The organism is Campylobacter sp. RKI_CA19_01121, from assembly GCF_025771295.1.
Lineage (GTDB): Bacteria > Campylobacterota > Campylobacteria > Campylobacterales > Campylobacteraceae > Campylobacter_D.
Genome location: NZ_JAKMQA010000030.1, coordinates 1 through 1,424, shown reverse-complemented (window position 1 = coordinate 1,424; position 1,424 = coordinate 1). Strand labels below are relative to the sequence as shown.

Here is a 1,424-nt window from a genome sequence, read left to right as displayed (position 1 = left end):
TAAAAAAGGAAATATAGTTAATCTTGGAACTATTAATGCAAATGATATACTTTTAATAGGTAATAAGGTGGAGATTAATGCTGGTAAAATTTCTTCAAATGCTAAAAATAATAAATCCAAAATTCATTTAGTTGGTAATAGTGTATATGTGGATGCAGCTGTTGTTGGTAAGGAAAATGATGTTATGGCGACTATAGCAGATAAAAATGGTCAAGCCATAGCTCAGCAAAGTATTAATAGCTTTACAAATAATGGTAGCTTATTACCAGGTGATAATCTCAAATTTGGAGATTATGGAGATGCTGAAAACAAGGTTGAAAACAAAGTTGATACTTGGACTAAGTATGGAAGTATCTCAGATGCTGCTGAGTGGAATTTATTTGCACAGTATTGGAATGAAAATAAACGAGTGAATGGAAATAATTTTAGAAATTCTTTTGATAATTTTCGTTTAATTGATGATATTGATTTTACAGGTAAAACTACAACCATAGTTGGATATGGTATTAGCAATGCTTTTACAAAAAGTTTTGATGGCTCAGGATATAGTTTAAAAAACGTGAATATCAATGCTAACTCTGAATATGTTGGATTATTTGGTGTTGTAGAAAATAGCACTATAAGAAATTTAAGCATTGATGGTTTAAAAATAACAGGAAATACCGATAGTGCTTATATAGGTGGTATAGTTGGCCAAAATAAAGCAAATAGCAAAACAAATTTTACAAATGTAACAGTCAACGACATTGACATAAATATCAAAGGTTCTGATAATAAAATAGGTGGAATTATAGGTTGGGGTAATGGTTCTAATGGTGCAATTAAGTTTGAAAATGTAGCTTTAAATAAAATTAGTGTTGAGGGCGGAGAAGGTTCATATGTTGGTGGAATAGGTGGTCAAATTGATGGTGGTCATTTTAATAATGTTATTTTAAATGATATTGAAAAAATTATTGCTCATGGTAGTTCATATGGTAAAGCTGGTGGGATAACTGGATATAGTGGAAGTACTGCTATGATGAAAGATGTATATTTGTTTTTTAATACAAATTCAGTTTTATCTGCTGATGATAAAACATACAAAGCTGGTTTGCTAGTAGGTCAGGCTGTAAATGTGGGTACATTTGAAAATGTTCATGTTTATTATTCTAATAATCAAAGTGGTACTGTTGATGAAAGTGCTGTTTTAGGTGTAGAAAAAATAAAATATACAAATGAAAGCACAGCTAAAGATGGTTTTCATCAAAAAGTAACAAATCAATTTAAAGATGTAAAATACAAGGATAAAAAATATGCTTTTGCTGATTCTTTTAGTAAATCCATAGATGCTTCAAAACTAGAAAAAAACGATTTTGATCCTGCTATGCTTCAGCATATTTTAGATGATATTATGAATGGACATTATGCTTATGATACTAAAACAA

1 pseudogene is annotated in these 1,424 nt (G+C 29.6%); it reads left to right on the top strand.

Going from position 1 to position 1,424, the window contains the following annotated elements:
• A pseudogene (locus L8T90_RS07815) lies at positions 1 to 1,424 on the top strand (hemagglutination protein); the annotation flags it as partial.